Annotated in this window: 19 protein-coding genes; 11 read left to right on the top strand and 8 right to left on the bottom strand. The window is 65.2% G+C overall.

Going from position 1 to position 22007, the window contains the following annotated elements:
* The first annotated feature begins 5 nt into the window (after positions 1-5).
* From mmsA to Q0O95_RS01135, 3 genes are read left to right on the top strand one after another with little or no spacing between them, the layout of a single operon-like run.
* Positions 6-1523, top strand: coding sequence for a multiple monosaccharide ABC transporter ATP-binding protein (mmsA, locus tag Q0O95_RS01145; RefSeq protein WP_293694631.1), 1518 nt, complete (start codon positions 6-8; stop codon positions 1521-1523).
* Complete coding sequence (gene mmsB, locus Q0O95_RS01140) at positions 1520-2830, top strand: multiple monosaccharide ABC transporter permease (protein WP_293694510.1); 1311 nt, start codon at positions 1520-1522, stop codon at positions 2828-2830. The genes mmsA and mmsB overlap by 4 nt, the downstream gene beginning before the upstream one ends.
* 33 nt (positions 2831-2863) lie before the next feature.
* The gene (locus tag Q0O95_RS01135) at positions 2864-3958 is read left to right on the top strand and encodes a sugar-binding protein (RefSeq protein ID WP_293694508.1); all 1095 of its coding nucleotides are present in this window, start codon (positions 2864-2866) and stop codon (positions 3956-3958) included.
* 108 nt (positions 3959-4066) lie between these two features.
* Here the strand turns inward: Q0O95_RS01135 and Q0O95_RS01130 are convergent, their stop codons facing one another.
* Positions 4067-4720 carry a TetR/AcrR family transcriptional regulator gene (locus Q0O95_RS01130; protein ID WP_293694506.1) on the bottom strand — a complete coding sequence of 218 codons (654 nt, stop codon included), beginning with the start codon at positions 4718-4720 and terminating at the stop codon, positions 4067-4069.
* A 69-nt stretch (positions 4721-4789) separates the two neighbouring features.
* Between Q0O95_RS01130 and Q0O95_RS01125 the strand changes: the two genes are divergently transcribed.
* Positions 4790-5695, top strand: a complete 906-nt coding sequence (locus Q0O95_RS01125) for an alpha/beta hydrolase (protein WP_293694504.1) — start codon at positions 4790-4792, stop codon at positions 5693-5695.
* A gap of 108 nt (positions 5696-5803) precedes the next feature.
* Here Q0O95_RS01125 and Q0O95_RS01120 read toward each other — a convergent pair whose 3' ends face one another.
* Positions 5804-6169, bottom strand: a complete 366-nt coding sequence (locus tag Q0O95_RS01120; protein ID WP_293694502.1) for an MGMT family protein — start codon at positions 6167-6169, stop codon at positions 5804-5806.
* A 13-nt stretch (positions 6170-6182) separates the two neighbouring features.
* The gene (locus Q0O95_RS01115; protein ID WP_293694500.1) at positions 6183-7547 is read right to left on the bottom strand and encodes an MFS transporter; all 1365 of its coding nucleotides are present in this window, start codon (positions 7545-7547) and stop codon (positions 6183-6185) included.
* 140 nt (positions 7548-7687) lie between these two features.
* On the opposite strand from Q0O95_RS01115, the gene Q0O95_RS01110 reads away from it, so the two are divergent.
* The 3 genes from Q0O95_RS01110 to Q0O95_RS01100 all read left to right on the top strand — a co-directional run bounded on the left by Q0O95_RS01110 (position 7688) and on the right by Q0O95_RS01100 (position 10850).
* On the top strand, positions 7688-8137 hold the full coding sequence (locus Q0O95_RS01110; RefSeq protein ID WP_293694498.1) for an SRPBCC domain-containing protein: 450 nt from the start codon (positions 7688-7690) through the stop codon (positions 8135-8137).
* 261 nt (positions 8138-8398) lie between these two features.
* The gene (locus Q0O95_RS01105) at positions 8399-9625 is read left to right on the top strand and encodes an amidohydrolase (protein ID WP_293694629.1); all 1227 of its coding nucleotides are present in this window, start codon (positions 8399-8401) and stop codon (positions 9623-9625) included.
* A complete protein-coding gene (locus tag Q0O95_RS01100) occupies positions 9618-10850 on the top strand; it encodes a multidrug effflux MFS transporter (RefSeq protein ID WP_293694496.1) in 1233 nt (410 codons plus the stop codon). The genes Q0O95_RS01105 and Q0O95_RS01100 overlap by 8 nt, the downstream gene beginning before the upstream one ends.
* Here Q0O95_RS01100 and Q0O95_RS01095 read toward each other — a convergent pair.
* Both Q0O95_RS01095 and Q0O95_RS01090 read right to left on the bottom strand, forming a co-directional pair.
* On the bottom strand, positions 10847-12184 hold the full coding sequence (locus Q0O95_RS01095; RefSeq protein ID WP_293694494.1) for an acyltransferase: 1338 nt from the start codon (positions 12182-12184) through the stop codon (positions 10847-10849). The genes Q0O95_RS01100 and Q0O95_RS01095 overlap by 4 nt on opposite strands.
* Before the next feature lie 175 nt (positions 12185-12359).
* Positions 12360-13043, bottom strand: a complete 684-nt coding sequence (locus Q0O95_RS01090) for a response regulator transcription factor (protein ID WP_293694492.1) — start codon at positions 13041-13043, stop codon at positions 12360-12362.
* A gap of 202 nt (positions 13044-13245) precedes the next feature.
* On the opposite strand from Q0O95_RS01090, the gene Q0O95_RS01085 reads away from it, so the two are divergent.
* Both Q0O95_RS01085 and Q0O95_RS01080 read left to right on the top strand, forming a co-directional pair.
* Entirely contained in the window at positions 13246-15195 is a 1950-nt protein-coding gene (locus Q0O95_RS01085; RefSeq protein ID WP_293694490.1) for a sensor histidine kinase, read from the top strand.
* Positions 15196-15227: 32 nt separating this feature from the next.
* Positions 15228-16391: a heparan-alpha-glucosaminide N-acetyltransferase domain-containing protein gene (locus tag Q0O95_RS01080; protein WP_293694488.1), complete on the top strand. Its 1164-nt coding sequence runs from the start codon at positions 15228-15230 to the stop codon at positions 16389-16391.
* Positions 16392-16493: 102 nt separating this feature from the next.
* Here Q0O95_RS01080 and Q0O95_RS01075 read toward each other — a convergent pair whose 3' ends face one another.
* From Q0O95_RS01075 to Q0O95_RS01065, 3 genes are all read right to left on the bottom strand, one after another.
* Positions 16494-18461: an FAD-dependent oxidoreductase gene (locus Q0O95_RS01075; RefSeq protein WP_293694486.1), complete on the bottom strand. Its 1968-nt coding sequence runs from the start codon at positions 18459-18461 to the stop codon at positions 16494-16496.
* The gene (locus Q0O95_RS01070) at positions 18454-18804 is read right to left on the bottom strand and encodes a TetR/AcrR family transcriptional regulator (RefSeq protein ID WP_293694484.1); all 351 of its coding nucleotides are present in this window, start codon (positions 18802-18804) and stop codon (positions 18454-18456) included. The genes Q0O95_RS01075 and Q0O95_RS01070 overlap by 8 nt, the downstream gene beginning before the upstream one ends.
* Before the next feature lie 77 nt (positions 18805-18881).
* Positions 18882-19559 (bottom strand): VTT domain-containing protein, encoded by a 678-nt coding sequence (locus Q0O95_RS01065; protein WP_293694482.1) that lies wholly within the window; start codon positions 19557-19559, stop codon positions 18882-18884.
* A gap of 138 nt (positions 19560-19697) precedes the next feature.
* Between Q0O95_RS01065 and Q0O95_RS01060 the strand changes: the two genes are divergently transcribed.
* The gene (locus Q0O95_RS01060) at positions 19698-20756 is read left to right on the top strand and encodes an Rv2578c family radical SAM protein (RefSeq protein WP_293694481.1); all 1059 of its coding nucleotides are present in this window, start codon (positions 19698-19700) and stop codon (positions 20754-20756) included.
* 52 nt (positions 20757-20808) lie between these two features.
* On the top strand, positions 20809-21999 hold the full coding sequence (locus Q0O95_RS01055) for a macrolide family glycosyltransferase (RefSeq protein WP_293694479.1): 1191 nt from the start codon (positions 20809-20811) through the stop codon (positions 21997-21999).
* Positions 22000-22007 lie beyond the last annotated feature (8 nt).

Genomic DNA, 22007 nt, shown 5'->3' with positions numbered 1-22007 from the left:
TCGAAATGCAGGGCATCACGAAGCGGTTCCCGGGAGTGAAGGCGCTCGACTCCGTCGATCTCGCCGTTCGTACCGGTGAGATTCACGCGATCTGCGGTGAGAACGGCGCCGGGAAGTCGACGCTGATGAAAGTGCTGTCCGGTGTGTACCCGGCCGGCACCTACGAAGGCGAGATCCTGTATCGCGATGAGGTACAGAGGTTCAGCAACATCGCCGCGAGCGAGCAGGCCGGCATCGTGATCATTCACCAGGAACTCGCGCTCGTGCCGGAGCTGTCGATTACCGAGAACATCTTCCTCGGCCACGAGATCAACACGATGGGCGTGATCGACTGGGATGAGGCTCGCCATCGCACAGTAGAACTGCTCGAGCGAGTCGATCTTCGGGAAGACCCGGAGACGCCGGTAAAGTACCTCGGCGTCGGCAAGCAGCAGTTGGTCGAGATCGCGAAGGCGCTGGAAAAAGACGTGCAGCTGCTCATCCTCGACGAGCCGACCGCCGCGCTGAACGAACGCGACTCGCAGCAGCTCCTGCGCCTCATCTCCGACCTCAAGCAGGAGGGCGTGACCTCGATCATCATCTCCCACAAGCTTGCGGAGATCGAGCAGATCGCAGACCACATCACGATCATCCGCGACGGCAAGAGTATCGAGACGCTGCGCGTCGACGGCACGGTCGATGAGGACCGCATCATCAAGGGCATGGTCGGGCGAACGCTAGGGCGGCGATTCCCGGAGCGATCATCCCGCGTCGGCGACGTGCTCTTCGAGGTGCGCGACTGGTCGGTGCAGCATCCCCTGGACGCGACACGGCTCGTCGCGAAGAATTCGAGCTTCACGGTGCGAGCCGGTGAGGTCGTCGGTTTCGCGGGGCTCATGGGTGCGGGACGAACGGAGCTCGCCATGAGCCTGTTCGGGCAGTCGTACGGTGTCAAGCTCTCGGGAGAGGCGCTCATGCACGGCAAGCCCGCCAGGATCCGCACCGTCAAGGATGCGATCCGCGCAGGGATAGCGTACGTGAGCGAAGACCGGAAGTCGCTCGGGCTGAATCTGCTCGACACGATCAAGCGATCCATCGTCGCCGCGAAGCTCGGGAGGATCTCGAAGAGCGGTGTCGTCGACGAATTGCAGGAGACCAGGTACGCCGAGGAGTATCGGCAGGAACTGCGCATCAAGACGCCAGACGTCGAAACGGGCGTCGACACGCTCTCCGGCGGCAATCAGCAGAAGGTCGTGCTCTCGAAGTGGATGTTCACGCAGCCCGACCTGTTGATCCTCGACGAGCCGACGCGCGGCATCGATGTCGGCGCGAAGGGTGAAATCTACCAGATCATCAGGAGGCTCGCCGACGAGGGCAAGGGCATCCTGCTGATCTCGTCGGAACTGCCCGAACTGATCGGCATGGCCGACCGCATCTACACGATCTTCGAAGGCGAGATCACCGCCGAATTGCAGGCGGCGAACGTCGATCAGGAAACGCTTATGCGCCACATGGCGCCAATGCAGAAGGGGAACGCGGCATGAGCGCCGACACGACAACCGAACGCCGCGGGTTCAACCCGAGAGACATCTGGCTGATCTTCGGCCGCCGCGGTTCGTTGAAGCAACTGGGCATCCTCGGTGCACTGATCGTCATCATCGTGGTCTTCCAGATCTGGACCGAGGGCACGACGCTGCACCCCGGCAACGTCATCAACCTCGTGCAGGCGTACTCGTTCATCCTGTTGCTCTCGGTCGGCATGGTCATGGTGATCATCACCGGGCACATCGATCTCTCGGTCGGCTCCGTTGCCGCATTCGTCGGCATCATGGTGGCGACGGCGATGCGCGACTGGGGGCTGCCATGGTGGGCCGGCATCCTGCTCGGCATCGGGCTCGGCGCGGCAATCGGCGCATTCCAGGGGTTCTGGGTCGCCGTCATCGGCATCCCCGCGTTCATCGTCACCCTTGCGGGCATGATGATCTGGCGTGGAGCGCAGCAGTTCGTCGGTCAGGCGCAGACGATCGCGGTGCCGGAGGAGTTCCGCTACGCGCTCTACGGCTTCATGCCGGAGGTCGGCCCGGCCACCCCGTACAACAACTTGACCCTGCTGCTCGGTCTGCTCGCCGTGCTGGCGCTCTTCTTCTTCCAGTTCCGCTCGCGTGCGAAGCGCAAGAAGATGCACGCGGCACTCGAGCCGCTGTGGGTGACGCTGACTCGCACGGGGCTGGTCTCGGCAGCGATCATCTGGGCGACGCTGCTCTTCGCGAGCGGCCGGCCGGGCACGAGCTTCCCGTTCTCGGGCATCATCCTCGTCGTGCTCATCGCGCTCTACACCTTCATCACGAGCCGAACGCAGTTCGGTCGCCACATCTACGCGGTCGGCGGCAACCGCCGCGCGGCCGAGCTCTCGGGCGTGAACTCCCGCCGCACCGACTTCTTCGTCATGATGAACATGTCGACGCTGGCCGGCATCGCGGGGATGCTGTGGGCGGCTCGTGCGGGAGCAGCTGGACCCGGCGACGGCACGATGTGGGAGCTCGATGCGATCGCGGGTGTCTTCATCGGCGGTGCCGCGGTCGCCGGCGGTATCGGCACCGTGTTCGGGGCCGTGATCGGCGGTCTCGTGATGGCGCTGCTGAACAACGGGCTTCAGCTGGTCGGTGTCACGACCGACCGCATGCAGATCATCAAGGGGCTCGTGCTGCTCGTCGCAGTCGGTATCGACGTACTGAACAAGCAGCAGGGCAGGTTCTCGTTCATCGGCGCGATGATGGCGCGCCTGAGTTCGAAACGAGCCGTCCGCGAAGTCTCCGAGCTCTCGCCTAGCCAGAACACCGACCAGAACTAATCGAATCGATCAAGGAAGAGAAGGAAAACTCCCATGAAGAAGAAACTACTAGGGGCGATCGCCATCTCGGCCGTCGCGGGCCTCGTGCTCGCGGGCTGCGGAACCGGCCGCGACGGCGGCGGTACCGACGAAGGTGAAGGCATTTCGGAAGATGCTCGCATCGGCGTCGCGCTACCCGACCGCACGAGCGAGAACTGGGTGCTCGCGGGTGACCTGTTCGTGGACGGCCTCGAGGAGGCCGGGTTCGAGCCTGACGTGCAGTACGCCGGGTCGAACAACCCTGTTCAGGATCAGCAGCAGCAGATCGAGGCGATGATCCAGAACGGTGCGGAGCTCATCGTCATCGGTGCCGCTGACACGGCTCAGCTTTCGACGCAGCTGCAGGCTGCGAAGGATGCCGGCATCACGGTGGTCTCGTACGACCGGCTGATCGAGAACTCCGAGAACATCGATTACTACATCGCCTTCGATAACTTCGAGGTCGGCGTGCTGCAGGGCACGGCGCTGCTCGAGGGTCTCGAAGAGCGCTTCGGTGACGAGGACACCTGGAACATCGAGCTGTTCTCCGGTTCGCCTGATGACTCGAACGCCCCCGTGTTCTTCGACGGGGCTATGAGCGTGTTGCAGCCGAAGATTGACGACGGCACGCTGAACGTCGTATCCGGGCAAACCGAGATCGCGGCCACAGCAACGCAGGACTGGTCGGCTGAAAATGCACAGGAGCGCATGGACAACCTGATTCAGGGCAACTACTCCGGCGGCACTGAGGTGCACGGCGTACTTTCGCCGAATGACACTCTGGCCCGCGCGATCCTGGCGTCCGCGAGCGACGCAGGTCTCGAGACTCCTGTCGTGACCGGTCAGGACTCAGAGGTCGAGTCCGTTCGATCGATCATGGCCGGTGACCAGTATTCGACCATCAGCAAGGACACCCGCATCCTGGTTGCTGACACCATCGATCTGATCTCCACGTTGCAGGCCGGCGATGAGCCGGGCGACACCGAAGCGCTCGACAACGGCGCGACGGATATCCCGTCGATCCTCCTCGACCCCATCATCGTGACACAGGAGAACGCGGCCGAGGTCTACGCTGACGACCCGAACCTCGCACCGCTGACCGAGGACTAATCGATCAAGCGCGCAAGGGGTGGCTGGAGCATTCCGGTCGCCCCTTCTGCATCGCCGAAGTCTCTGGCCGATGTGGAGTCGGCAGTGCCTGAATCGCTGCAACGGGACTCAGGCGAAGGATGCGCGAACGCGATCCGCCGCGCGCGCGTCTGCGCCGAGTGCGCGGAGGCGCTCGGCGATTGCACGCTCCGCGCGCCGGTAGGGGGTGTCGCTGTCGTGCAGGGTCGACTCGGCGTTGGCGTGTGCGAGCAGCGCTTCGAGCTCGAAAACGAGCTGCCCGGCGTCGTCCAGCTGCGGCAGTGCCCCGTCGGCGATCGCTCGCTCCGTCTGGTGCTGCAGGTAGGAGCGCCAGAGATCCATCGCTGCCGTTATCGCATCGCGCACGGCTCCGGGGCGCGCTGCGAACTCCGTCGACGCGGCGAGGAAGAAGCATCCGCCCTCGAACGTGCGCCCCGATGAGTAGTCGACCCAGGCCCGAACGAGCGCGTACAGCCGGTCGGGGCCGGCGGGCTCGATGCGTGCCGGTTCGACGACGACGTCGATGAAGATGCGTTTGGCCTCTTCGACGATCGCGAGCTGCAGATTCTCCTTCGACCCGAACAGGGTGGCCACGCCGCTCTTACTCGAGGAGGTCTCTTGTGCGAGACGCGCGATGGACACGCCCGTCAGTCCTTCCGTGCTCGCGAGCTGTGTCGCCACGGAGAGCACGGCATGCCGTGATCGATCTCCGCGGGCTCGGCGCCCGTCGATTGCAGTTGGCATATTCGCAGAATAGCAGTACGATCGTTCGCATATATAAGTGAACGATCGTACGTATTGTTTGGAGTATCCATGTCTGCTACCCGTATCCCCGCACGGCGCCTGGTGCGTGCCCTCGATCGAATCTCGCCGCGACTTGCGGCGACGATGACCTATCCGACCTTCATCCGCGTGGGTGCGCGCCGACCCGTCCGTGAAGAAGAACGCGCAACGCACGAGCAGGCGAGTCGTTCGGTCATCGACGTCGGCCGCCGCAGAGTTGTCACGTATCAGTGGGGTAGTGGCCCGAAAACGGTGCTCCTCGTGCACGGCTGGCGCGGACGCGCCTCGCAATTCGCGGCGCTCGTGCGAGAGCTGACGTACGAGGGCTACAGAGTCGTCGCCTTCGATGCCCCTGGATGCGGGGAATCGCCTGGACGACGAACGAACATCGGCGACTACTACGCGGCTGTCGCCGAACTCGCCGACCTTGAGCCCGAACCGTTCCATGCGATCGTGAGCCACTCGGTCGGCTCACTGGCGGCCCTCGCCGTCACCAGCGAACACGCTGCGACCAGGCGGCTCGTCGCAGTATCCGCAATAACTCGATTCAGGTACCTGAGCGAGAAGTTCGCCAGGATCGCCGGGCTGAGCGAGAGCGCTCGAGGCGTGCTCGAGGCCCGGTACGGGCGCCGGTTGCGCAACAGCGCACCCGATGTCTACAACCGTTTCGACTTCACCGCTGCGGGCCTTCCGAACGATCTTCGGCTCAGCTTCATCCACGATCGGAAAGACCGCTGGGCCGAGATCGATGAAGTGCGGCGACTCGTCGCGATGCACGGAGGCGCTCCGAAACTGATGGAAACAGAAGGCTTCGGCCACAGCCGCACACTGAGCGCAGACGCAACCCTCGACGCCGTTCTGGCGGCCGTCTCGGACAGCGAGCGTACCGAGGTCCAAGCCGCCGATCCGACTCTCGTTCCGCTCGCGGAGGATTGACCACGCTCAGGTGCAGGGGTCAAAAAGTCAGTCTATTAGGGGACGGTCAACCTCTCTCAGCGGCAGGGCTCCTCGTATAGACCGATTTTTTGCCTCGGGAAAGGGAGGTCAGCGTGCCAGCGGCGGGAGGTCGGCCACCGCGGCTGCGTAGTCCGCGGCCAGCGCATCCTCGTCGACGCCGTACACGCGGTAGCGGCATCCACGACCGTCCGGGCGAAGCAGGACGCCCTCCTCGCGCCAGTGCTGCTGCGCGCGTTCCAGCAGCGGCGGCGGCAACTCGCCGGCAGCATTCGTCACCCGCCACCACGGCACATCGCGCGCCCAGCGACTCATCAACTGCCCGACCTGCCTCGGCCCGAGGCCGACGACGCGACCGATGACGCCGTAGGCGACGACGCGACCGGCAGGCACCTGCTCAACACAGCGCAGCACGTGCTCGACGAGCAGCTCACGATCCTGCTGCGCCCTCGACAATTACTTGCTCCCGTCAGCTGTCGCGCAGCGCCATGCCCTTGAGCTCAGGCAGTAGCGCGACGGCCGCGGCACCTACCGCGAAGGCGGCCGCAAAGATCGCGAAGACGGTGACGGCGCCTCCCGTTCCGATGACGAGAGGCACGACGAAGGGGGCGATGATGGATGCGATGCGACCGAACCCGGCCGCCGCTCCCGTGCCCTGCCCGCGGATGTTCGTAGGGTAGAGTTCCGGCCCGATCGCGTAGAGCGCACCCCAGGCACCGAGGTTGAAGAAGGACAGCAGACAGCCGAACAGGATGATCGTCACCTCGGTCGAGGCGAAGCCGAACAGCGCCGCAGACACTGCAGAGCCGAGCATGAATGTCGCGAGCGTCGCGCGGCGCCCCCAGACTTCGATCAGCCAGGCGGCGACGGCGTAGCCCGGAAGCTGCGCGAGCGTGATGATGAGCGTGAACGTGAAGGATCGCACGAGGTCGAAGCCCTGCGCGACCAGCAGCGACGGAATCCAGATGAAGGCGCCGTAGTACGACAGATTGATGCAGAACCAGATCGTCCAGAGACCAGCGGTGCGCTTTCGGAGCCCTCGGCTCCAGATCCAGGGCCGTTCGGACGAAGCCTCGGCCTCCTCCTGCGCCTGGATGATCGCGATCGCCTGCGTCTCCGGCCCCGGCGTGGGATGCGCGACGCCCGCCGAGTTCTCGAACTCGCGCACGATGCGCTCGGCTTCGCTCGACTTCCCCTTGGTCTCCAAGAACCGCACCGATTCCGGCAGCCCCCATCGCACGATGACGGCGTAGAAGGCGGGAATCATGCCGATCGCGAAGGCCCAACGCCAGCCGTCGTCCGAGACGGGCACGACGAAGGTGCCGATGCAGGCGGCGGCGATCCAACCGACTGCCCAGAACGCCTCGAGCCACACGACGACGCGGCCGCGAATGCGCTTCGGCGCGAATTCGGAAACCAGCGTCGACGCAACGGGGAGTTCGGCGCCCAGGCCGAGCCCGATGATGAAGCGCAGTATGAGCAGCATCACGATGCCGGTGGCCAGGGCGGATGCGCCGGTTGCGAGACCGTAGACCAGCAGGGTGATCGCGAACACCTGTCGACGGCCGATGCGATCGGCGATCAATCCGCCGAGGGTTGCGCCGATGGCCATGCCCAGGAATCCGATCGACCCGATGAGCCCCAGCTCGGTGTCCGTGAGGTTCCATCGCACAGCGAGCGCGGCCATGATGAACGAGATCAGGCCGACATCCATGGCGTCGAGCGCCCAGCCGATGCCACTTCCGAACAGCATCTTGCCGTGCTTGCGCGTGAACGGGAGTCTGTCGAGCCGCTCGTTTCGAGTGGCACGGCGCTGTGACGGTGGTGTTGCCATTGACGTGGTTGTGCTTCCGAATCGCAAAAGGTGGATGAAGGCCGATGTGCGGGTAGCGTCTGCCGTTCACCACGGTTCGCCCCGCGAGCCCTCTAGCTAATCACTGTAATCGTCCGGCGGAGTTGTGTCACCATTGACACATGAGCGACGACAACGCTGAAGCAGACTTCATAGAAGAAGAGGGCGTGGAGGTCCGCGCTTTCATCGCGGGAGCTCGGGCCGACGTGTGGCGGCACTGGGTCGACGTTTCGCTCCTGGAGACCTGGTGGTGGCCCGGGTTCGACGACGCGCGGTACGAAGTCGATGCACAGCCCGGCGGCGTTTACCGCATCCACACCGTCTCGGGCGGGTTCGGCGTCGCAGGCGTGTACGAAGACGTTCGGCCGGAGCGGCGACTCGAGTTCAGCTGGCACTGGTCCGGCCAGGACGTCGAGAGCGAGGTCTCCGTGGACTTCGCAGACGGCGATGACGGCACGATCGTCACGGTTTCGCACGAGGGCATCCCGTTCGATGACGTCGAGCCGATCACGCAGGGCTGGGAGGATGTGCTGACGCGCCTCGAGGAGCGTTTCGACGACCTCGCCGACTAACCCACGCCGCATCCCAGAACCCGACCGCTCAGGTGCTGTCCGCCGCTATTCGGATCTCGCTGTTGAGCGCACGGCGGGTGCGTCTTTCCCGAATTATGCAGCGGGCGCGTGGTGGTGCGCCATCAGAGCCATCGGAGCCGCACGGGCGCGAAGCCGATCGACGACTGCCGAGGGCACCGCGTACAACGCTGTCAGCCGATAGGCGTAGCCTGGGAGAGTTGTCCGCCGTGCGCGTTCGCGTTCGGTGGTGAGCGAGGAGGCATTTTGACAACCGCAATTCTGAACGCGCTGGTTTCACCCGTCGCCGGTGCACCGTTTACCGGAACCGTCCTGATCGAAGACGGCCGCATCGCAGCGGTCGGGCCCGACGTGTCCGTTCCCGAACACGCGACGACGATCGATGCGGCGGGCGCACACCTGACGCCCGGTCTCGTCGACGCCCACGTGCACCTCGGCGTGCACCCGGAAGGCGACGGCATGGGCGCGTCCGACACGAACGAGATGACCGGCGTCAACCAGGCCGCCGTGCGCACGATCGATGCGATCGACCCGCTCGAGGAAGGGTGGGATGCCGCGCTGGCGGGCGGGGTCACAACTGTGAACGTCAACCCCGGTTCCGGCAACCCGATCGGCGGACTCGCGACGACGCTCCGCACCTTCGGCCGCATCGTCGACCGCATGGTGCTGCGCGAGCCGGCCGGCCTGAAATCGGCACTGGGGGAGAACCCCAAGCGCGTCTACGGCGAGAAGAAGCAGACGCCTTCGACCCGGCTCGGGACCGCGAAGGTCATCCGTGAAGCGTTCGTCGCGGCCCAGAACTACATGGCGAAGCAGGAGCAGGCGGAGGCCGACGGCAAGCCGTTCGAACGGGACCTCACGAACGAGGCACTGGCGAAAGTGCTGCGACGCGAGATTCCGTGGCGACAGCACTGCCACCGCGCCGACGACATCGTCACGGCCGTCCGGCTGGCAGACGAGTTCGGCTACGACCTCGTCATCGACCACGGCACCGAGGCGCACATCGTCGCCGACCTGCTCGCCGAGAAGGGCATCCCGGTGCTGATCGGCCCGCTGTTCACGTCGAAGTCGAAGATGGAGGTTCGCGGTCGCTCGATCGGCAACCCCGCGAAGCTGGCGGCAGCGGGCGTGGAGATCTCCCTTATTACGGATCATCCCGTGATTCCGATCTCCTTCCACGTGCACCAGGCGAGCCTTGCCATGCGCGAGGGACTCGATCGCGAGACTGCGCTGCGGGCGATAACGCTCAACCCGGCGAAGGCGCTGGGCGTGGATGCCGAGGTCGGCTCCATCGAGGTCGGCAAGCGTGCTGACCTGGTGCTCTGGAGCGGTGACTGGGCGGACGCGATGGCTCGACCGACCTCGGTCTGGATCGATGGTCGACAGGTCTTCGAGCTCGACCAGGAGACGCGTCAGGAAATCGTCGCTTCCCGTGCACTCGAGACAGTTGTAAAGCAAGACGTTGAGTAAGGGCAGACGAGTCGCCATCATCGTGGCGCTCGGTCTGCTCACGGGGCTCGGTCCGTTCACGATCGATATGTACCTGCCCGCCTTTCCGCAACTGCGGGAGGATTTCGGCGTCCCCGACGGGCAGGTGCAGTTGACGCTTGCCGCCACAACCCTGGGCTTCGCTATGGGGCAGCTGTTCGTCGGGCCGCTCAGCGACCGCGTCGGCAGGCGGTGGCCGCTGCTCGGCGCGAACCTGCTGCACGTCGCTGCGTCGATCGGTGTCTCGCTGGCTCCGAACATCGAAGTGCTGTCGCTGCTGCGCGTGTTCCAGGGCCTCGGGGCTGCGGGCGGTGCCGTCGTGGCGATGGCGATGATCCGAGACCTCTTCTCCGGCAACCAATTGATCGTGGCGTTGAGTCGTCTCATGCTCGTCATGGGCGCTGCTCCCGTCGTGGCTCCGATCGTCGGGTCGGCGCTGCTGACGGTCATCGAATGGCGCGGGATGTTCGTCGTGCTCGCCGCCTACGGCGCACTCATGATCGTTCTGCAGCTGGTCGTACTGCGCGAGACGCGTCCTCGCGGTCAGGGGCTCGGAACCGCTGAGCCCTTCCTCCGGCGCTACCGACGGGTGCTCAGCGACCGCGTCTACGTCGGCGTGCTGCTGTTGGCGCTCGCGAACTGGGGAGGTCTCTTCGCCTACCTTGCCAGTGCATCCCTCGTGCTGCAGGGTGTGTACGGCTTCTCGGAGCTGCAGTTCGGTGCCGTGTTCGCGGTGTGCGCGATCGGTGTCGTGGCCGGGTCGCAGGTTTCCCCGAAGATCTCGACGAAGTTCGGCCCGCAGACCACGCTCATCGTCTCGACCGCGTACATGCTCGTGGTCGGTGTGGCGATGTTCGCTGTCTCGTTGGCGCATCCGCACGTTGCCGTGCTGATCGTGCTGCTGTTCGTCTACGAGTTCGGCCTGGGGCTCACGACGCCGGCGATCCAGGCGCTCGGGCTGGGCAGGCACGGAAGAGATGCCGGCACGGCGGCGAGTTTGATCGGCGCTACCGGGATGCTCGGTGCTGCGGCGATCGGACCCATCATCGGGTTGTTCGCCGTCACGAGCGCGATTCCGATGTCGGGTGCGATCGCCATCTGCGCCGCGCTCGCGATCGTCGTGCTCTGGACCATTGTGCGCCCCAGGAGTATCGGTCCGCTGCCGGACGAGGAGCCGGGCACGGGCCCCATCAATATCCGTTCCTAAGCGTCCGGGTAAGCGCCGGGCGTGCGCAGCGAGCAGGCGATGGCCAGGGCTGCGCATCCCGTTCCGATGAGCACGGCGGCAAGATCGCCGAGACCAGCGAGTAGCACAACGGCGACCGCTGTGACCGAGAGCGCCACCATGGCAGCGGCTCGCCACGCCGGCAGCCGGCCGGCCGCGGGAAGGCGGATGCGTTCGATGCGCGAAAGAGCAGGAGCCGCCGCGACGACGAGCACGATGACCGTCAGGAGCCAGGGGAGTCTCGTGGCCCACCATGCGCCCGAGTGCGGCTCCGGAAGCGGCAGCCCCGCCGCCCACATGCCGCCTACCAGCACCATGACGATCGGCATGTGCCAGAGATACACCGTCATGGCGAGCGGATTCGCCGCTGACAGGAGCCGTGTCGCTCGTGGGCCGGCCAGACGTCGATCGAGCGCCGGCTTGATGAGTCGGAGGAGGAACCAGTGCGCGACCGCGAGCAGCGTCAGCACGATGGTCGGCGGGTTGAGGTTCGTGATCAAGTCGGCCGACCACGGGCCGAGCGAGACAAGCAAGGCGATGCCTCCGACGGCGCCACCCAGCCCCGCGAGCAGCGAGCGGCGTGACCACGCCGAGGCCCAGCCATCCTGGAGGGCGAACCCGAGTTGTTGCGCGAACAGCCAGGCGAACGCGAGGTTCAGGAAGCCGATGCCCTCGATGCCGCTGACGATGCGGGTGATGTCGACGGCGACGATGCCGGCCGCCAGCGAAGCCAGCGTCAGCACCGGGGCTGTTTCGTGCAGGTGCGCCATCGCCGGGACGAGCCCGCTGACACCGAGGTAGACCGCCAGGAACCAGAGCGGCTGGCCAATGCGGTAGCCGGCTTCGGCCGCGAGATCGGGGCTGAGCCCAGAAGCCACCGCAATCGCGATCACCATGCCGACCGCGAAGATCATGATCGCCGCCGGGATGAGCAGGCGTCCTATGCGGGATGCCGCGTACTGGCTCCAGTGACCACCCCGGTCGCGTACCCTGCGCCACTGGGCGAGGGAGGCGAATCCGCCGGCGATGAAGAACATCGGCATGACCTGCAGGACCCAGGTCATGGGCGCGAACCACGCATTGCCGTGCATCGCGACGGAGGTCGCCAGCGTTCCGTCCGCCGCGGGAGACGCCCCCACCATGAGCGCGTGCAGAACAACGACGCCCAGCAGGCACACGGTACGGACGGCATCGATGGCTCCGTCGCGCTTGGTGGCCACCGAGCTGCCCGTGCCGACGGTCGCGGCCGACCCGTGCGTGCGCCCCGTCAAACCGGAGTGTCGTCGGCCGGGGATCGGCGCGATGTCCAGTGCCATTGCTGCTCCTTGCGTTCGTGATGCTGCGAAGCTACGGGGGAGCAGTGGTGTTGCACATCATGCTGAGGAGGTGAATCACCCCCTACCAAAGAGTGATTCGTGGCTTCGGCCCGCGCGCGTCCCCCGCACCCGAGGTGCGGGAAGGTCGCCAGTTCCGTCGGGTTCTACGCGAGCGCTAGCGGTTTGCCGAGACGAGACCGGATTCGTAGGCCGTGACGACGATCTGTGTGCGGTCGCGCAGCGATAGTTTGTTCAGAATGCGTGAGACGTGGGTCTTGACGGTCTGTTCCGATACGAACAGTTCGCCGGCGATTTCGGCGTTCGATTTGCCGGTCGCGATTTCCCGCATGACGCCGATTTCGCGTTCCGTCAGGGCAGCGATGCGAGCGGTGTCGTGACGAGGCTCGGGTCGCTGGGCGTAATCGGCGATCAGCCTGCTCGTCACGGACGGCGCGAGCAGGGCATCCCCTCCCGCAACAACGCGGACGGCGCTCACGAGATCGTCGGCGCTCGCATCCTTGAGTACGAAGCCGCTGGCGCCCGCGCGCAGAGCTGAAAACACGTACTCGTCGGCGTCGAACGTCGTGAGGATGATGATGCGGGGATGCTGCATCCCCGGCATCGCGAGCACCGCGCGAGTCGCGTCGAGCCCGTTCACCGTCGGCATCCGGATGTCCATCAAGATAACGTCGGGGCTCGTGCGACGGACGAGCTCGACGACTTCGTCTCCGTCGGAGGCGGTCGCGACGACTGACAGATCGGTCTGGGAATCCAGCAGCGCGGCGAATCCTTGACGCACCATCGCCTGATCGTCGACGATCATGACGCGTACAGTGCTCCCGGATGCAGGCTCAGGCATGGTGCTGAACGTAGCACAGCGGTGAACCGCGCCTCGGCGTCAAGCCGCAATATCCCTCCGCCGGGTGAGACGCGGTTCAGCCCTGTGAGGGACGCATATGGAGACACAGCACGGCAGTGTCATGGTTGCACGAATGGGCAAATGCTAGGCGGGCCGCGGGCGATCCGCGGCAAGCACCGCACATTAGGAGACAATCGGAATGATGGCTGCAAGCGATCGACAGAGAAAGCGACAGGGAGGCGGGATGCTCTCCCGCCTCGGCCGCGACTATGCGTACGTGCTGCCCGGTTTCTTCCTGTCGCTCGGAGCGTTCATTGTGCTTGTACCGCTGTTCACGGTCGGTGCAGGAACGCTCCCGATCTGGGTCGGTGCGGTCATCCTGCCGTTCACGCTCATGATCGCCGGTGCGTTCGCCGATCTTTCCAGAGCCAGATTGCGAGCCTGGGGCGCGCGCTTCGAGCCGGTGCAGTATCGGCCGAGGCAGCCGGGGCTCATCGGCATCATCAAAACGATGGCGGATCCGCGTCGGTGGCTGGACCTGCTGTTCGAGACGCTTATCGCCTTCCCGCTTCGCGTCATCAACTTCGTGCTCGCGGTCGCTTGGAGCGCGCTCGTGCTCGGTGGTCTTTCGTACGGACTCTGGGGTCACTTCGTTCCCGGTGACGACGAGGGGATCGTACTCGTCCTGAACGGTGTCTTCAACGGTGCTCTCGACGAAGCCGTCGCGGACAGCCACCTGGTCGCAGTCGTGGTCAACCTTGTCATCGGCCTCATCGCGCTCGTCACGCTGCCCTTCGTCATGCGCGGGCTCGCGGCGCTCGACGCGGTCGTGACCCGTGCCGCACTGCTGGGGGTGGACGGGCCCCCCGTCTCGATCAGGCCGACAGCCGAGACCGGAGCGAGCGCATCGTCTGTTCGCTCCTCCGAACGCACAGCGGAGCGCTCCTCGTCCATGTCGCCGGAAGGGTGGGCCTGGATCGGAGCGGGTGTTATCGCGATCGGCTCCCTCGCAATCGGCTGGCCGGTCCTGAGCGCCGGTTACGGTATTCATTCCGCACTCGGGCTTGCCGCGAGCGGCATCCAGGCGGTCGCCGTGCTGCTCGCGGTTCGCTGGCCATTGGCGGCAACGATCACCGGTGCAGCAGCGGTGACCGGAACTGCGCTGCTGACCGCGGGGACACTCGGGTTTCCGTGGCCCTGGCCGGTCATGACGATGATCATTCACTTCGGCATGCTGCTCATCATCACGTTGCGGCACCGATGGCCGTGGGCGCTCGCGGCATGGGGCGTCGGCGTGCTGGCCGCATCCGTCGCCTTCCTCGCGTTGCTCACCGGCCTGCACGGTGCCGGAACTTGGCCGGGCGCGATGTCCAACATGATCGTCGCTGCGGCAATCGGGCTCGGCGTCGGTGTTCTCGGGATCATCGCCAAGCAGCTGGCCGTGAGCCGCGGCCAGCTCGCCTCCGAACGGCAAGCGAGCTCCGAGCAGCTCGCCAAACGGCAAGAGCTCGAAGAGCGCAACCGCATCGCGCAGGAGCTGCACGATGTCGTCGCCCACTCGATGTCGGTCATCGGCGTGCAGGCGACGACGGCGAAGTACCGGCTCGAAGGTCTCGACGAACGCGTCACCGACGAATTCGATTCGATCGCGGATTCATCCCGCCGCGCGTTGACCGAGATGCGAGGGCTGCTCGCGCTGCTGCGAACGGGGGAGGACGCGCCGCTCGCGCCTCAACCGGACCTTGCGCAGATCGTCACGCTCATCGCCGCAACGCGACGCTCGGGTGCCACGATCGAGTTCCGCTTGGCGGGCGAGGAAGCGGATGCCGAGTCTGTCGGGCGGGTCGCCGAACAGGTTCCTTCCGCTACCGGGCTGACGGCATATCGAATCGTGCAGGAAGCCCTCAGCAATGCCCTGCGTCACTCACCCGGCGCGGACGTCGAAGTGCGCTTGCAACTGGATGACGACGAGCTAGGCGTCGAGGTTGCGAACGGGGCTCCGGCGGATGCTCTCGCGGGCCAGGACTCGCGCGGTTCGGGTCTCGGGCTCGCTGGAATCCGCAGCAGGGTGGAGGCGCTGGGCGGCACGGTAACGGCCGGCAAGTCCCCAGACGGCGGGTACCAACTGACGGCACGCTTGCCGCTCGGGTAGGCGTTCACGTTCGCGGGCCCTATATTTGCGATGTGGCCCACGACGCATCCCCGCAGCAGCGAACGCCGTGGCAACGCCTGCTCGCAGCGGGTGCGCCTCCTCGCCTTGTGGGCTTCGACATCGCGAGAGGGCTCGCGGTCATCGGGATGGTCGCCGCGCACGTAGCCGAACCCGCACTCGACTTCGACTGGGGTGACGCGGCCACGTGGCCGGACATCGTGAACGGGCGGTCCGCCATCCTGTTCGCTCTCCTCGCAGGGGTTTCGATCGCGCTCATGACCGGTCGCACGCAACGGCCGACGGAAGAGCAGATGCCTGCCGTGCGCTTGCGATTGCTGGGACGTGGCATCACGATCTTCATCATCGGGTTATTGCTTGAGCAACTCGGGACGAGCGTGCTCATCATCCTGACGCTGTACGGCATCCTCTATGTCGTCGCGCTGCCATTCGTGCGCGCAAGACGTCGCACGCTTGTTTTCTGGTCCGTCGGGCTCGCGCTCCTCGGCCCGACACTACTGGCACTCGTGCAGGTCTTGACACTCGAACCGTATGCCTCCGGTCTCGCGCTGGTGCTCCAGGGCTCGTACTCGTTGCCCGTCTGGGTGTCTCTCATGCTCGCGGGCCTTGCAATCGGCAGATCGGATCTCAAGCGTTCGATAACCGCGGCGACCGTGCTGGGCGTTGGGCTCGTCCTCGCGGCCGTCGGATACGGAGCAGGCGCGGCGTACGACGCACGCGAGGCGACACCGCCTTGGGAACAGAGCACGCCGCAATACCCCGACCTCACGGACAACACGTGGGAGCACTACACGGAGGCGATCGTTGCCTCCGGTGTGCAGGAGCGAGTACTGGATGCGCTGCTCTCGTCGAACCCGCACAGCGGCGGGACAGCAGAACTCGTGGGCTCAGGAGGGTTCGCGATGGTTCTCGTCGCGCTGCTGCTCTTGACGGGTCGATGGTTACGCTGGCCGCTGTTGCCGGTTACCGCTGTTGGAGCCATGCCGTTGACCGCGTATTCGGCGCAGATCGTTGCGATCTTCGTTCTCGGTGGCCCCGGTGGGTACGTGGAGGACAACGCCGTGTTCTGGTGGCTCACAGGTGCCTTGCTCGCGTCTTGCACGCTCTGGATCGCGTGCTTCGGGCGGGGGCCGCTCGAGCGGCTGGCGAAGTGGGTCGGCGATCGGATGGCTGGCTGAGCTGCTTGGTTTCGCTCGAGAGCCTCGAATAACCAAGCAGTCCAGCGCATTTCGCCAGTTTCCAAGCAGTTCGTGGCGGGCGCGGGGGCGTTGGCCGGCGACTCACTCAGCGTTCTCGAGTATGGCCCTTGCCGCTTCGTAACCCTCCAGCGCGGCCTCCTCGAGCCCGCGGGGGCCGTCAAGGTCGCCGACGCGGGTTCTCTTCGCGCACTCGGGGTCGTATCGCGGGGTGCGCCCGTGGGCGATCACGACGGTCGTTACTCCTTCGGGCAGGGCGCGCACCCGATCGGAGAACGAGCCGCGGAGAACGACGCGGTCATCCACGACATCCGCCTGAGCGAACGGAACAACTTCGCATTCCGGGACATCGATTCGGGTCAGATAGCCGAACCGTTGATACTGGTGGATGTTCACGGCAGGCTCGGCTCCCGCGTAGGCGTAGTGCACCTTCCGGCAGTGCTCCAGGGCCACTTCAACGCAATCGAGCCCGGTGGGTTCACCGCCCCAGTCGCTGACCAGGACGTGCTCTCCTCGGTATCGCAACGGCTCTTGCAGAAATGACCAGGCGTCAACCACGTTCGCATTGAGACGGCGCAGGAACTTCCCCTCCAGGAACGGCTCCGCCCCGCGGGCATCGATAACATCGTCGAAGCCCGTGAGCTCCTCATCCGTGGCCGGTGACCCGAGGCGTACGTCGATGGCGAGATTGCGTATGAGCGTTTCCTGCCAGTCTCGCCATGCGGACCATGTGTATTCGTGGTCGGGGGCGCTGCCTGCGATTCTCAGCTGACCGCCGATGTCGGCGTCACGTTCGAAGACGGTTACCGCGGCATTCGCGCTCGCCAGCTCAACTGCCGCAGCCATGCCCGCAACACCGCCGCCCAAGATTGCTACGCGCTTCTGACTCGCGGATGCGGCATCCGCCTCCCTGCGCACCACTGGTTGCGGCAGTTCCGTTTCGCGTCCCGTTGCCTGATTCATCGTGCACGCGATCGGAAGCCCTGCGTGATAGTGCCCTATGCAGCCGATATTGCAGCCGGTGCACGGGATGATCGGCTCCCCTTCTCTGGCCTTACGGACGAGGTGAGGGTCGGCGATCTGCGCGCGAGTCATCCCGACCATATCGGTCAGGCCGCGTGCGATCGCCTGCTCTGCGTCTTCAATATCGACAACACGCGTCGTTGCCATGATTACGGGGCCGCCGCCAGTCGCGCGTTCCGGAAGGCGGGCGAGGATGCTCTCGGGCATGCTGCGCGGTCGGGGAGCGATGAAGGCTCCTCCCGAGAACGTCGCAGAGTCGCCCATCGTGAACGAGATGAAGTCGACGGGCAAGCGCTCGGAGACCTGCGCTGCCACCTCGGCGCAGGCTGTTTCGTCGAGCCCGGATTCGGACATTTCGTCGAGTGCGAGTCGGACACCGATCGCGAGCGTGGTGCCGACCCGGCTTCGCACTGCATCGACGACTTCCGTGAGGAACTGCAGCGGATGCTCAGGGCCGAATCTGTCGGTCCGCACGTTGCTCCTTCGCGAAAAGAACTGTGAGGGCAGATAGGCGTGCGACGACGATATCTCGATGCCATCCAGGCCGGCTTGCTGCATGTGTGCTGCGGCGATTGCGTAGCCGTCGATAATCTCGATGATCTCCGTCAGTTCCAGGGATCGCGGTTCAACGTGAAAGCGCGTCGTGGGGACAGCGCTCGGGCCAACGGCAGGGCGTCGGGGAGCGCTGGCGATCTGTTCGCGGCCACCGTGGAAGAGCTGAGTCAGGAGACCCGTGCCGTTCTCGTGCACGGCGTCGGCGACCTCCGCCATGGCGTCGACGGCCGCCGGCAGATATCCCGCGATCGTCTTCGGGGTCAACAGGCCGGAGGGATGCACTGCGGTCGCTTCCATGACGATCGCCCCGGTTCCGCCTCGCGCCCGTTCACGGTGATACGCCAAGAACTCCGGGGTCGGCAGGTGGTCGCGAGTCAGGGTCGTCTGGTGCGCCGACGAGAAGATGCGATTCTGCACCGTCATCGGGCCAATACTCAGAGGGCTGAATACGTTGGGAAGTCGATCGTCAGACACGGTTGGGCTCCTTTGCGATCACATTGCAGTGCTGGCGTACGGACTCACTCGGGTTCACTTCGTCGACTGCGGCTCGCAGGCGCGTCGTGAGGGGGCCGGGGTGATCGAGAAGCTGGAGGATGCGATCCGTGATGTACGGCAGTTGGTGTTCGAATACTTTGCGGATCACAGCTTCGGGCGATCCGAAAGGATGTTGGAGTTTACCGACGGAACCCGAGGCTTCGGTCGCGATACCGCAGTATGAGGTTCCGCGAGATCCCTTCTCGACAACAAACTCCATAATGGCCACCAGGACGGGTTCCAGGGCAGAAGGATGCAGCGGCGGCCGCCCGGGTGAAGCCATGCAGCCATTCTATGGACGGCTTGCGGTGGTGCGCTGGATCGCGCGTACCGTTCGAGAACTCCGAACAATCGGGCAGTTCAGCGCATCTCGCCAGTTTTCAAGCAGTTCGGGGCAGGTGCGACCGAGGGCGTGGGTGGCTGCGCCTGTTCGCTCGCGGGGGCGTGGCGCATCCGGCGCCGGGCGATGAAATCGATCAAGATCCCCAGTGCCATCATGAACACGACGGCGAAGACGGCCGACCAGAAGGGGTCGGCAAGCCAGGCGGCGGATGCCGACGCGATCACCAGACACATGATCGCCCAGAACGAGCCGGCCATGATCGAAAGCAGTAAGAATTTCCTGTAGCGAACGCCGGCCACACCTGCGACCGAATTCACGGCTACGCGCCCCACGGGGATGTAACGACCGACGAGTAGGAGCACGGCGGGTGTGGAGTGCATGCGACCCGTGATCCACTCGATCGTTCGGCGCACTTTTGGCCCGCGCATCCAAGCGAATCGGTCGACGCCCACGCGCCGTCCGAGCGCGTAGGCGATGGAATCACCGACAATTGCACCGACGGCGGCCACGACCACAATTGCAGCGATCCAGAACGGTGTACCGCCCGTTGCGATGACGGCGGCGAGCGCGGCGACGACCGTCGATTCGCTCGGCACGGGCGGGAAGAAGCCATCGATGATGCACACGGCGATGATGACGGCGAGCAGCCAGGGAGAGCTCGTGAGCATCGGGATAAAGTCGGTCCAGGCTTCCATTCTGGTGATCGTATGCGGCCTTCGAGCATCGCACATCACGCTGGAGGATGATCCGTGCCCAATACCAAAGGGTGAGCCGGAGCCGCGAGCAGGTATCCACTGCTTGACAGTGACTAGTAAACGTGTTCGACTTATGGGGTGCGCTGGATAGAACAAACGATCGATAGCGAGCCGAGTCGGGCCGGCCGTCGAGACAGCGCACTCTTCGGCGTAGCTGGGCTCGTGAGATCGGTGCAGACCCCCGAATTCCAGGGCGTGACCTTCCATGAAGTCGCTGCGAAGTCGGCGCTCAATCGCGTTCCGGCCGCGAGTTCGATGCCGTTCGACTGGAGCATCAATCCCTACCGAGGCTGCTCCCACGCGTGCGTCTGCTGCTATGCGAGAAACACGCATCGCTACCTGGATTTCGATGCCGGCGACGACTTCGACCAGCAGGTCGTCGTGAAAGTGAACATCGCGGAGGTGCTGCGCGCGGAATTGGCGAAACCGACGTGGTCGCGCGAGCTCGTCGCGTTGGGCACCAACACCGACCCGTATCAGCGGGCCGAGGGGCGCTACCGGCTCATGCCCGACATCATCGCTGCTCTTGCTGAAAGCGGAACACCGATGTCGATCCTGACGAAGGGCACATTGCTACGACGCGACCTGCCGCTGCTGCAGGAGGCGAGCGCAGCGGTTCCCGTCGACCTCTCCATGTCGATTGCGGTGTTCGACGATGATCTGCAGCATGCCGTCGAACCGGGAACGCCGACCACCGCTGCCCGCTTGGCTACTGTGCGCGCGGCCGCGGATGCGGGCTTCAGGGTTTCGGTATTCCTCATGCCGATCATGCCGTGGCTGACCGACACCAACGAGCAACTCGATGCTGCTCTTGGCGCCATCGCCGACGCCGGTGCCAAGCGCGTCGTGTACGGTGCACTGCATCTGAGGCCGGGCGCGAGGGAGTGGTTCCTGGAGTGGATCGATCGAGAGCACCCGAGCCTGGCCGACGGGTACCGTCGCTTCTACGGGCGCTCTTCGTACGCACCCAGCGGGTACCGTCGTGAACTCGCGCGTCGCGTGCAGCCGATGCTGCGACGCCACGGGCTTTCATCCCGAGAGGATGCGGATCAACCCGAGCACCGTCGCCTCGCTGTGGCACGAGCGGAAGTCCTGCCGGCATCCTTCGACCTGACTCCGCAGCCGACACTGTTCTGAATGTTCGTGGAGCGCGGAGGAGCCGCCTAGCTGCGCAGGTTAGGATCGCTCAATGGCCCGCATCCTGTTCACCGGCCCTCTCGGCCACGGTCACATCAATCCAACGCTCGGCATCGCGAACGAGCTTGTCGAGCGAGGACACGACGTCGTGTACGCGGCACCCGAGCCGTTCGAATCGGCTATCTCCGGAACTGGGGCGAAGTACGTGCCTCTGCGGTCGAAATGGTCGGAAATGGGAGAAGAAGCCGGACCGCAGTTCCACGGGCAGGCCTTCGCCAAGGCTTCTGAGCTGGCGCTCGTAGAGACGAAGCACATGACCGAACAGCTCGACGCCCTGCGAGCAGACGGACGGCTTCAGCGTCCCGATGTCATCGTCCACGACGGTCCGGTCGCGTGGTGGGGGAGGGGGCTGGGGCACGACTGGGAGGTGCCGACGGTCGAGACCTGGCCGAACTTCGTGAGCAACCGGCACTGGAACATGCAGAAATACATCAAGGTGAATCCGATCGACCCGGTGTTTCTCAGGTTCCTGTGGCGACTCAGACGGTTCCTGCGATCTCGGGGCGTTTCGGGTGTTGCCGGGTTCATGCAGGGAGCATCGGCGGCCGATCGGGTCGTGACGGTTCCCCGAGCCTTCCAGCCCTCCGGTCGAACGTTCGGCGAGGGTTTCAGCTTCGTCGGCCCCGTGCTGACCGATCGAGCACACCAGGGAAGTTGGAAGCCGCCCGCAGAAGCAGCGGGCCGACCGATTCTGCTCGTGTCCCTCGGAACCGCTTACCACGACCGCCCCGACTTCTTCCGCATGGTGACGAGTTCGACCGCCGGGCGCGACTGGCATGTCGTGATGTCGATCGGCGACCGCGTTGACCCCGCTGTGCTCGAACCGGTGCCGTCGAACGTGGAGATCATGCCCTTCGTGCCCCAGCTTGCCGTTCTCGAGCACGCGTCGGTCTTCGTAACCCACGCCGGGATGGGCGGCACGGTCGAGGCGCTCAACGCGGGTGTTCCGATGGTCGCGGTGCCGCAGATGGCCGAGCAGCGGGCGAACGCCGACAGAATTGAGGAACTGGATCTCGGGTTGGCGCTCGACCCCGGCAATCTCGATGCCGATGCTTTCTGGCATATTGTCGACTCCGTCGGGCACCGAGCGAAGTTCGCAGCACGCAGCGAGTGGATGCAAGCCGAAATCCAGCAGTCCGGCGGTGCGCCAGCAGCGGCAGACGTGATCGAGGCGGCCGTGTAGCGAAGGGC

Origin of the sequence: uncultured Agrococcus sp. (genome assembly GCF_945915485.1) — a bacterium.
In the GTDB taxonomy this organism is placed as follows: domain Bacteria; phylum Actinomycetota; class Actinomycetes; order Actinomycetales; family Microbacteriaceae; genus Agrococcus.
Note: the sequence above shows the minus strand (reverse complement) of the source record. Positions and strands in the feature narration are given on the sequence as shown.

Bases quoted from the DNA above. Each gene is read 5' to 3' on its own strand.
- mmsB (WP_293694510.1), top strand. From the start codon at position 1,520: ATGAGCGCCGACACGACAACCGAACGCCGCGGGTTCAACCCGAGAGAC.
- Q0O95_RS01065 (WP_293694482.1), bottom strand. From the start codon at position 19,559: ATGGAAGCCTGGACCGACTTTATCCCGATGCTCACGAGCTCTCCCTGG.
- Q0O95_RS01110 (WP_293694498.1), top strand. From the start codon at position 7,688: ATGAGCGACGACAACGCTGAAGCAGACTTCATAGAAGAAGAGGGCGTG.
- Q0O95_RS01085 (WP_293694490.1), top strand. From the start codon at position 13,246: ATGGCTGCAAGCGATCGACAGAGAAAGCGACAGGGAGGCGGGATGCTC.
- Q0O95_RS01090 (WP_293694492.1), bottom strand. From the start codon at position 13,043: ATGCCTGAGCCTGCATCCGGGAGCACTGTACGCGTCATGATCGTCGAC.
- Q0O95_RS01130 (WP_293694506.1), bottom strand. From the start codon at position 4,720: ATGCCAACTGCAATCGACGGGCGCCGAGCCCGCGGAGATCGATCACGG.
- Q0O95_RS01070 (WP_293694484.1), bottom strand. From the start codon at position 18,804: ATGGCTTCACCCGGGCGGCCGCCGCTGCATCCTTCTGCCCTGGAACCC.
- Q0O95_RS01095 (WP_293694494.1), bottom strand. From the start codon at position 12,184: ATGGCACTGGACATCGCGCCGATCCCCGGCCGACGACACTCCGGTTTG.
- mmsA (WP_293694631.1), top strand. From the start codon at position 6: ATGCAGGGCATCACGAAGCGGTTCCCGGGAGTGAAGGCGCTCGACTCC.
- Q0O95_RS01135 (WP_293694508.1), top strand. From the start codon at position 2,864: ATGAAGAAGAAACTACTAGGGGCGATCGCCATCTCGGCCGTCGCGGGC.
- Q0O95_RS01115 (WP_293694500.1), bottom strand. From the start codon at position 7,547: ATGGCAACACCACCGTCACAGCGCCGTGCCACTCGAAACGAGCGGCTC.
- Q0O95_RS01125 (WP_293694504.1), top strand. From the start codon at position 4,790: ATGTCTGCTACCCGTATCCCCGCACGGCGCCTGGTGCGTGCCCTCGAT.
- Q0O95_RS01055 (WP_293694479.1), top strand. From the start codon at position 20,809: ATGGCCCGCATCCTGTTCACCGGCCCTCTCGGCCACGGTCACATCAAT.